Source organism: Streptomyces sp. NPDC058674, assembly GCF_042716505.1.
Lineage (GTDB): Bacteria > Actinomycetota > Actinomycetes > Streptomycetales > Streptomycetaceae > Streptomyces.
Window position 1 is genome coordinate 96564 of sequence record NZ_JBHXSC010000017.1, and the last position, 8869, is coordinate 105432.

At 67.0% G+C, this 8869-nt stretch carries 9 protein-coding genes; 5 read left to right on the forward strand and 4 right to left on the reverse strand.

Annotation, left to right across the window (positions count from 1 at the left end):
- The first annotated feature begins 79 nt into the window (after window positions 1-79).
- The 4 genes from ACFWU6_RS12065 (at window position 80) to ACFWU6_RS12080 (ending at window position 5048) form a co-directional block, all read left to right on the forward strand.
- Window positions 80-508 carry a DUF6507 family protein gene (locus tag ACFWU6_RS12065; RefSeq protein ID WP_383980650.1) on the forward strand — a complete coding sequence of 143 codons (429 nt, stop codon included), beginning with the start codon at window positions 80-82 and terminating at the stop codon, window positions 506-508.
- Entirely contained in the window at window positions 505-3306 is a 2802-nt protein-coding gene (locus ACFWU6_RS12070) for a hypothetical protein (protein ID WP_383980652.1), read from the forward strand. The genes ACFWU6_RS12065 and ACFWU6_RS12070 overlap by 4 nt, the downstream gene beginning before the upstream one ends.
- The gene (locus tag ACFWU6_RS12075) at window positions 3306-4169 is read left to right on the forward strand and encodes an immunity 49 family protein (protein WP_383980654.1); all 864 of its coding nucleotides are present in this window, start codon (window positions 3306-3308) and stop codon (window positions 4167-4169) included. Before ACFWU6_RS12070 ends, ACFWU6_RS12075 begins: the two co-directional genes overlap by 1 nt.
- Window positions 4170-4688: 519 nt before the next feature.
- Window positions 4689-5048 (forward strand): hypothetical protein, encoded by a 360-nt coding sequence (locus ACFWU6_RS12080; RefSeq protein WP_383980656.1) that lies wholly within the window; start codon window positions 4689-4691, stop codon window positions 5046-5048.
- A gap of 20 nt (window positions 5049-5068) precedes the next feature.
- On the opposite strand, the gene ACFWU6_RS12085 is transcribed toward ACFWU6_RS12080, so the two are convergent.
- The 4 genes from ACFWU6_RS12085 to ACFWU6_RS12100 form a co-directional block, all read right to left on the reverse strand.
- Window positions 5069-5977 carry a hypothetical protein gene (locus ACFWU6_RS12085; RefSeq protein WP_383980658.1) on the reverse strand — a complete coding sequence of 303 codons (909 nt, stop codon included), beginning with the start codon at window positions 5975-5977 and terminating at the stop codon, window positions 5069-5071.
- Window positions 5978-6362: 385 nt separating this feature from the next.
- Entirely contained in the window at window positions 6363-6560 is a 198-nt protein-coding gene (locus tag ACFWU6_RS12090) for a hypothetical protein (protein ID WP_383980660.1), read from the reverse strand.
- Between the two features lie 810 nt (window positions 6561-7370).
- Window positions 7371-7655, reverse strand: a complete 285-nt coding sequence (locus ACFWU6_RS12095; protein ID WP_383980662.1) for a hypothetical protein — start codon at window positions 7653-7655, stop codon at window positions 7371-7373.
- 455 nt (window positions 7656-8110) lie between these two features.
- Window positions 8111-8446 (reverse strand): YdhR family protein, encoded by a 336-nt coding sequence (locus ACFWU6_RS12100; protein ID WP_383980664.1) that lies wholly within the window; start codon window positions 8444-8446, stop codon window positions 8111-8113.
- A gap of 162 nt (window positions 8447-8608) precedes the next feature.
- Between ACFWU6_RS12100 and ACFWU6_RS12105 the strand changes: the two genes are divergently transcribed.
- Window positions 8609-8869: transposase (locus ACFWU6_RS12105; protein WP_383980666.1), on the forward strand; the 261-nt coding region annotated here is incomplete at its 3' end.

The window sequence follows — 8869 nt, forward strand, 5'->3', positions numbered from 1 at the left end:
GGCCGATCCGGCCGTTCGGCAGGGCGGCCGAGCCGGCCGGGGCAGGGCAGTGGGCAGCAGGTACACGGGGGGATAGTCGATGACGTCGTGGGACATCAAACCGCAGGGCGTGCAGAGCCAGTTGAAGACCGTCGGCACGCACGCCGGTGAGCTGGAGAAGGCTCTGAACGCCCTGGTGGCGGACATGGCGGTGGCGGCGCAGGCAGCCGGTACGGCCGTGCCGGGCTCCCAGGCGTCGACCCCCCTGCAGGGCCCGGTGGCGCCGGGCAGGGCTCCGTTGTCGCAGAAGGCGACGGGGCCGGTGGGCGCCGCGCTGAGCCAGTACCTGGAAGGGCGCAAGACGGAGCTGGAGTCGATGGCCAAGCGGATCGAGGCCTGCGTGCTGGGCGCGGTGAAGGCGACCAACGAGTACCTCGAAGGGGACCTGGAGGCCGCCAAGCACGCGCAGGACGCGGCGCGCGCCATGAACCTCGACGTCCTGCGCGAGCAGCCGGGGGGCAGGAAGTGAGCGGGAACGCGCCGGTCGATCCGGCGGAGGTGCCGGTCTTCACCGGAGACCTCCAGCTGCTGGACACGAAGGTGAAGGCGATCTCGGCGGGCGGGGCGAAGGTCTCGACCGCGACGAGCGACGTCCACTCCAGCTTCGGGGGCCTGCAGGCCTTCTACCGGGCGCCGGAGGCGGACCAGCTGTTCGCGACGACCAAGCCGGTCGCCGACCTCGGTCTGAAGATCAGCACCGACATGTGCACCATCGCGGGCGCGCTGGGGACCTACGCGCGGGACGCGGAGCCGTTGAAGCGGAGGCTGGAGGACCTCAAGCGGGAGGCCGCGGCGTTCCGCACGAAGACGGACAAGGACGAGAAGTGGCGTGAGGACGGCGATCTGATCGAGGAGAACCTCGATCGCCGCAACGAGATCGCCGAGGTGTGGGCGCAGTTCCAGGCGGTGGAGAAGGCCGCCCACGCGAAGATCGTCGCGCTGGTCGGCGGCACCCCGCTGAAGACGAACGACGGCTCCAACGGCAAGGACATGTACGGCTACGACGCCGAGGCCCTCAAGCAGGCCAAGTCCCTGCCGTGGGGCGACGCGGTGGAGGAGTCGGTCCCGGCCTGGCAGGTGTGGGAGCACGCCTACGACTTCGGCAAGGGCGTCATCGTCGACGGCGTGTGGGGCACCATCAAGGGCCTGGGCACGCTGGTGGGCTTCAGCGGCTGGGACGCGGCCGGGCAGGCCTGGACGGGCCTGGCGAAGCTCGCGACGGGCCTGGCGATCACGTCGGTGCCCGGGGTCGGGGCGGCGTTCTGGATGGCGGACGACAAGCAGCTGCCGTCCTGGATCCGTGACTCGCGTACGGCGATGAAGGAGACGGGCAAGGCCCTGGTGGCCTGGGACCAGTGGGGTACCAACCCCTCCCGGGCGGCGGGCGCGGTCACCTTCAACGTCCTGACCACGGTGTTCACCGGCGGCGCGGGCGGCGCGGTCGCCGGCGCCGGCAAGGCCGGTGCGGTCGCCAAGACCCTGTCGTTCGCGGGCAAGGCCGGCCGGGCCATCGACCCGGTGACGTACATGTTCAAGGGCGCCGGCGCGGGCTTCTCGAAGATGGGCGACGTGATGGCCGGGCTGAAGGGCCTGGGCAACGTCGAGATCCCCAGGATCGACGTGGACGGCGCGGTCGCGCTGCCCGACGGCGCGGTCGTGCTGCCGGACGGCGCGATCCACCTCCCCTCCGGCGCTGCGGTCCCGGAGGGCGCGGTCAAGCTCCCGGACGGGAACATCAAGCTGCCCGAGGGCACGACGACCTTCCCGTCGGGCACGGTGAAGCTGCCGGGGGACGGCGCGTCGCGGTTCATGGACATCGACGGCAACATCTACCGGGCAGACGGCTCTCTCGAGCAGAGCGGAACGGCCGCCAAGCAGGAACCCGGGAAGACCGACGGCGCGGACGTACCGCGCACCGACGCCCCGAAGCCGGACACTCCGGCCACCGCCAGGGTCCCGGAGCGCGAACTGGTCGGAGCGGGCGTCCGCGGCAGCGACAACGCCATCCGCCTCGGCTCCGACATCTCCGCCCCGCTCCACACCCTGGACAACGTCACGCCCGGCCCGGGCGGCTTCGACAACACCCCCACGGGCCGCACGGGCGACCCCGGCACCCCCGGCGGCCACGCCCCGGACAACCTGCCGCGCAACGACCTGAACCAGCCCTCGCGCGGCGGCGACACCCCGTCCCCGACCAGCCACCCGGACACCCCGTCCACGGCCGCCACCCACACGGACACCCCGGGCACCGGCGCCACCCACCCGGACGGCCCGGGCTCGGGAGGCACGGGCGGCACCGGCGGCACAGGCGGCACAGGCGGCACCGGCGGCACAGGAGGTGTGGACGACACGGCCCGGACTGCCGACGACGCGGCAGACGCAGGGCGGAACGCGGACCCGGAAGACCAACTGGTCCCCCGCAGCCCCGCGGAAGCCAAGGCCGTCCAGGACGAGCATGTCCGACTCGCCAACGAGGACCCCGTCTGGCGCGAAACCTACTACGACGCCGCCAACCACCGGCGGCACGCCGACGAGATCGTCGATGGCCAGTACCTTCCCATATTGAAGGACGTCGGCAACGGAAAACTCGAATCCACCAGCAATCTGCCGTACGGACCGGGCGAGCAATTTCGCCTTCAGCCCGAAACACCCACACTCAAGAATCTCAGCCTCGAACGATCGACGGAACTCGACCGGCTCGCCTCGAAACACAAGGAATATACGGAGCTCGGAGCTGCCGATCGGGCCCACAAGGCCAACCCGACAGCGGAAACAGCGGCCGCACTGCAGGCGGCAAAGGACGCCTTCGGCGACACTCCGGTCAACACCAAGGTCGGCGAGAAATTGGGCGAGGGCTCGGCCCGACTCCACGTCATTCCAGAAGTGTTCCCCGGGGCCGTGGAGGTCAGAGATCTCCCCAGCACTGCGAATGGCTCCCGCGCCTTCGACCAGTTGTACGAGCTCAAGAACGGCGACTATTTGATCGTCGAGGCAAAAGCGCCGGATGGACGACTTGGCTGGCGGCAGGGCGCTGGTGCCCACGAGGAGAAAATGGTGAGACAGGGAACCCTCGAATACGCACAGACGATTGTGAGCGAGATGTACGGGCGCGGCGGCCGGGACAGGGAACTTGCAATCAAGCTGCGCATCGCGCTACTGGATGAAAAGGTCCAGTACGTAATGGTTCAGGCAAAGCACCATTCGGGCACCTATGCTGGAGGCGAACTCCAGTACTTCAAGATCTTCAAGGAAGAGGGCCAGAGCTAGTGGCTACCGTCGTATCCCGTCACAGCATCTCCCGGCAGGACCTTCCGGGCCGGGAGCCCTCCCTGCCCGAACACATGACGATGCTGCTCGACAGGATCCACAAGGCGCCCTTCGCCCTGGAGAACGCGATGTCAACGGCCTTCGTCGCGGCCTGTGAACGGTCCGCGCTCGACCCCACCGCCTCGTGGCTGGAGTCGTGGGAGGCCTGGGTCGCGGCCATGCAGTGCGGCTCGGCCATTTTCGCCGCCGCCACGACACCTGAACCCACCGTGGAATGCCTCATCCACCACGAGACCCGCACGGTGCCGGCGTTCACCGATCCCGAACCGTTCGTGGATGCCGGGACCTGGACCACCTCGTTCTACCTGGCGGTCATCTGCCGCAACGCGGAGCGCATCACGGCGCTGTGCCACGTCCCGGCGGCGAAACTGCGCGAATCGGGAGCCGTCTACAACGAGTACACCTACGCGTGGATCGAGACCCTCCAGTCCTACTGGCTGGGCCGCCCGGACTTCGCCGACAAGCTCGTGGAGGCGGCCGCCGGGACCGACCCCGACGTACCCTCCCTCATCGCCCCCGACCACGTCTCACAGATCGCCTGGCCCGCGATGGACCTGCTCCGCCGACGAGCCACCGGCGAACACGAGCAGTTCAACCACTCGCTCGAAGAGGCCCTCCGCGCCCACAAGGCGTACTGGACCGCCGACCAGGAACGTGCCGATTCCTGCTACGGATGGGTGGCCCTGGCCCCGCTGGCCATGGCTTGCCTGGCCCACGACGCCGGCTTCCCCATCGAGGTCGAATCCGAATACCTGCCGAAGCATTTGCTGAAGGCCACGTGGGCAGGAGAGTTCCCCACGTAGAACTCCCCACGCAATCCACGGCGTACACGGTTGCCGCCGACCGGCCCGCTGTACCCCTGACCGAGTGGGCAGGGTCGTGGACCCGATGACGTACGTCTTCGAGGGCCCGGCGCGGGCATCTCGAATATTTGTGATGTCATGGCGGGGGGCTCCCCGACGTCAACATCAAACTCCCCGAGGCGCCGCCACTCTGCCCCCGGACACGGTCAAGCTGCCCTTCGACGACAGCCGGGCGGAGTACCTCGACGGTGACGGCAACCTGTACCAGGAAGACGGCGGCGTCTTCCAGCGCGGCGACGAAGCCACAGTCGAAAAGACCCCGGACACGAACCCGCAAAACCGGACGCCGACGCCTCCTTGCACGCCACCCCGGGCAGGGGCGAGCCCCTCTCAAGGTCGAGGTCCTGGCGGTGCAGGTGGTCTCCGCCCTCTAACCGGCGCCATCTGATGTGTCGCACTTGAGATGGCCCGTACGCAGTACGAGCCGGGGAACGCACGCCAAGCCATTCAACGAAGGTCATGTTGGTCTCGCTCATCACCCGTCACCCCTTTCCCACGGGGCACGCGGAAGAGGGAATCGCCGTGCGCCAGGAGGATGCACAGGAGCTGATGGAGGGTCTGGAGGAGGGCTCCACCAGGCTGGGTGATGCCCTGCACAGCACGCTCACGCTCGCCAAGGGGCGCTGCCTGCTGGACCCGAGGGCCGCGATCTTCCCTACGTGGGATGCCTGGGTCAATGCCATGCAGGTCAGTTCAGCTGTATTCGCCGCGGCGACCGCCATCGGCGAATCCGTGCAGTGCCACATCGCAACGAATGAGACTGACCAAGTAGCTGTGCAGATAGGTGCGTCCGGTGACTCTGTGCGCGGGTGGGCCTGACCGCGCATGGAGCCTTGCACTCACCCGACATCTCGCCGCCGGATCGCTCCAGTCGTGAACCAGTGCACCAATGATGCGGCAAGATGAACCGCCATCTGGGCCTCATCTTGACGCTGCCTACGAAAGCCTGGACTGCCAGGGTGCCGGGCAACATGGCCCTTCCAAAGGAGACTGATCATCTCCCTCACCGGAGTAACATCACCGCCATTCCTCCCCTCGATCGCCAGTTCCCACTTGCTGGCCGCGTCTCTGAGGTGAGCTAGAACCTTGCCGAGGCTGTCCTGTGTGCTTTTCGGCAATACAACCGGGATGGCTGCGGCCTCGACGGCCCGTACTGCCTCGTCGTAAGCCTTGGACGGATCGGGGTGGCGTCCGTAAGTTGCGGCCCATGCTGCCTCAAGGTGCCTTCCGGCATCCATGCTGATTGCCTGCTCGACAGCAGCGGTTACCGTGGCATCGACTCTGCGGCGCAAGCACCGCTGACGCCAGTCGACTTCAAAGGCCGAGCCGGCGTCCGCGAGCATGTCATCGAGCCTCTCGACCGCCGCGACTTTGCTTCCCTTCGGCCACCTGTAATCGGGAATCCACGGGGCCAAACCTGCTTCCATCGCGCGCTCGGGACCGGTGACGTCCAGCTCCCACCACAGCCCCTTGTCGAGGTGAAGCGCGGCGTCAACAGCATCAAGGAGATGCGAGCGCTCTTTGACAGAGATCGTCTCGACAAGCTTCTCAGGGTCGGGGGTGTCCAGGGCAACGTGCAACTGGAGAGCAACCCGCCCCATAACTTCCGAGCTGTCTCTCAAGTAGTCGGCGAGCCAGGTTTTCAGCGGGAGCAACAGGTGATCCGACACCCCTTCGAGCAGAGTCACATCCCGTGTCGAGATGTCACGGCGAGACAGGGGCTTCCAGCCGAAATGTTCCGAATTCATCACTTATTCCCACTCGCCACGGCATCGCTGAGGGGTTGCTGCCTTTAGCTCCACGGCAGAGATCGTCGCGCCCCGCGTACCACTGTGGCATCCGCGGGACAGGCTTCACCGGGATTTTGCGACCGCCCATCCACGCGCACTGGCTGAGGAAAACGCTCAGCCGCGATCAAGGGAGGTGAGCTGTGCCGCTGCCTGACAACGGCGCGCCGTGGCCGCCGCCGGCCCTCGCCTGACACCATGCCGAGCTGCGGGTCGACGATGCTTGGTATCCGGCGACCGCGACAAGCTCGCGAACGTCAACCTCAACCAGCAGCAGCGCCGCGACGGCCGCCGTCGGCTGTGGGGGCGCGACCGGGCCGAGCAGCCCGGGGTGCCCGATCAACGGCTACACATTCCCCTGCCCGGTGACATCGCCACCGCAAGCGCTGATCTGTTGGTCGCCGAGCCACCTGTGCTCATGGTCGCCGACACCGCACGCGGCGGTCAGCAGGTCGATACCGGTCTCGATCGCGTCGCCCTCGGGGCCGAGCGAGTCGGCGAGCGCGGCGAGCGCGGCGACATCGGGGTGCTCGGTGAGCGGCACCCGTACGCCGAGCCCGTCCTGCGATCCCTCGTAGAGCCCGTGCTCGATCCGGCCCGGGGAGTGCCGTTCGAGGTGAGCTCACGGTCGCGACACAGGTCGTGCAGGACGGTTGGGAGTCGTCGAGTCGGCGCCCAAGACGGACAGCGGCGAGGGGATCATCTCGCTCGACGAGTACACCGTTGAGGTGCTCGAAGCGCATCGGGCCAATCGGGGAGCCGAGCGCCTCGAAGGCGCGAGGCGTGGCAGGACACGGGCCGAATGTTCACCCAGGAAAACGGCGAGTGGATTCATCCCGGGTGGTTGACCGACCAGTTCAAGCGGTTTATCGCACTGTCCGGTCTGCCGCCGATCCGGCTGCACGCGATGCCGCCGAGGCAACGGCCGCCATGGTGCCGAGGGGTTCCGTACGGCGGCCCGTTCAGGTCGCCGCTCCGGTCGAGGATACGGTCGAGGTCACACCCGTACCAGCTCAGCAGAACGGGCACGCAATGGGCACGCAGGACGGCGCGAAGATCATCGCGTTCCGGCCCCGATTGATCGGGGCATGAAAAAGCCCCAGGTCACGGCGAGTGAGTCCTGGGGCTAATCCGAGCCGCCTTCGGGATTCGAACCCGAGACCTACGCATTACGAGTTGTCCGATCGGCTTCCGCAGGCATCCACACATGTCTGCGACGAGTTCGAACCCGCAGCTCAGAGTGCGTCCCGGACACCAGCGGGCGTCCATGCACAGCCACGGATCCACCCTCAGCCGAGCCCAAAACTGAGACCAGCTCACACCCCGCCTGTCGGCCAGGGCTGGCATTGCCCCATCAGTCAGGCAGAGGTGGATCTTCTTCAGTTCGCCCTCTTGTGAGCATCGGGGGATGCTGGTTGAATTTCGCGCCCTTGCGCCTCCTCCACACCTGCCAGCGCTTTGGGTTGTAGTCCAAGTCGTACCGCGCGGCATTGAGGAAGGTGACGAAACAGTCTGGATAGCGGTCGGCATTCCGATCCGAGATCGCCTGAGCCATCTCCTGGGCTGCGGCGATCACGTAATCAGGCGCACAGAGCTGCACCCCTTGCACGGCGCAGAGAAGCTCGCTCCCTGTCGTCATGGTGTCGCGCGTAACTTCCCGAGCTAGCGGGTGCCTCGAGGCAGCAACAGCGTCAAGTTGATCACTAACCGTCAGCACAAGACGATGGTGTCCGGCTGCGTCGAGCAGGCGCCTGTACGCCTGCGCGCGGTCTTCCGCGCTTCCAACCCGCGCAACGCCGGCTGGCTTGTAACGAGTAAGGGCAGCTGCGCCAAGCTTCCCTATACTCCTGACCGTTGCGATGCCTACAGTTGTAGGTTCCATGTGGGAGGTTCTACACGTACCACCCGCGCACGGGAGCGCCTTCGGAATTATTCCTCGGCGCTCGAATGCATACGGATCACTGTCGAAGAATCGCTCATTGATCGACTAGTACTCCAGCTGTAGATCGTGATCTTTGCGGTTGTTGGGCTGCTTGGCGCTGGTAGTGGCCGGCACGGGCTCGGTCTGGTGCGGTCGCGTTAGTCGTCGGCGGGTCACGTTGTCGTGTCCGCCGGGTGGCCGGACTCGGCGAAGGGCCCCCGGTCGGGCCGCAGCGAATAGAGCACCTCGTACACCTCGCGGCGTACCTCGACGGCTTCGTACGCGGCAGGGATAGTGCGGGCGAGCTCGGTCTCTCGGAACGCGTCGAGCGCCTCGCGGCTCTCGAAGAAGTAGATGCCGCACACGTCGCCGGTTGCGCTGTCGCGGCCGTAGACCTTCTGCAGGAGACCGGGTACGTCACGGAAGCGGGGCCGCCGCTCCAGGAGGCGCCGCTCGAACTCCTGCGCATCGAGTCCGGATGTGATCCGGACGAAGAGGATGGCGGGCATGGAGTCATCTCCGTCCTTGAGATGTCCCCTGAGTCGAGTCTAGCCAGCAGGCACATGGACAGTGATCTCGCTGGTCAGGGCCTGTGCGGACACAGGTGCGGCCACCGTTGATCATCGTGAGTTGTGTGGACTGACGAAGAGACGGTGGCCGCAGGTCACAGCATAGATCCCACCCGTTGGCGGGGTGCGTTCGAGGCCCTGACGGACCGGATCGCGGGCCGCTTCGCACGGGTTGAACCCCGGCGCCGGGCCGGGCGGCTGGTGCTCGGTCTGCTGGCGGACCTGCCGCGCAAGAACTGCTGGACGATCGCGGAGTGGGCCGGGGATCCCACTCCGCACGGTTTGCAGCACTTGCTGTCCCGGGCGTCCTGGGACGCGGACACGGTCCGTGATGACGTCCGTGACTACGTGGCCGAGCATCTG